This is a genomic window from Vibrio sp. 970 (assembly GCF_033339075.1).
Genome location: NZ_JAWOTW010000399.1, coordinates 1 through 652, shown reverse-complemented (window position 1 = coordinate 652; position 652 = coordinate 1). Strand labels below are relative to the sequence as shown.

Below are 652 nucleotides of genomic sequence, written 5' to 3'. Positions count from 1 at the left end.
GAGATTTATAATGGATAAATCGCTTTCTAGTAAGATTTTCATAGGCTTGTTTGCCGGCCTTGTGCTGGGCACAGCTATTCAGTACTTATTTAGTGGTATTGCGATTTTTGATACTTACCTACTTGGAACGGCAGAAGGGGTTGGCGGCATGTTTGTCTCGCTGATCAAGCTTTTGGTTGTGCCTCTTGTGTATGTTTCAATCGTGTGCGGCATTGTCGATTTGAAAGACATTAGTGCTTTTGGTCGTCTTGGTGGGAAAACTTTTACTCTCTACATTCTCAATACCATCATTGCGATCGCAGCAGCGTTGACCGTAGGTTTAATTTTCCAACCGGGTGCTGGTGCAAACTTAGCGGGTACGGTTTCTGAAACCGTCAAACTGACGACAACTGAAACACCAGATATTTTCTCGCTCGTGGTAAACATTGTACCAAGCAATCCAGTACAAGCTTTTGCTAACGGCGACATGCTACAAATTATCTTTATGGCTATTTTGACAGGTCTAGCCATTCAAGCTCTGGATTCTCGTGGTGGCCCTGCTATCCGCACGTTTAAGATGGCCAATGAGATCATGATGAAGCTGGTTGGTTTGGTCATGAGTCTAGCACCTTACGGTGTGTTTGCTCTGATGATTCAACTAGGTGCAACCTTA

The 652-nt window shown here is 44.2% G+C and carries 1 protein-coding gene; it reads left to right on the top strand.

From position 1 onward, the window contains the following. Nucleotides 1–10: 10 nt before the first annotated feature. Nucleotides 11–652 (top strand): dicarboxylate/amino acid:cation symporter (locus R7Q11_RS26935; protein WP_225467083.1); only part of this gene is annotated, 642 nt, incomplete at its 3' end.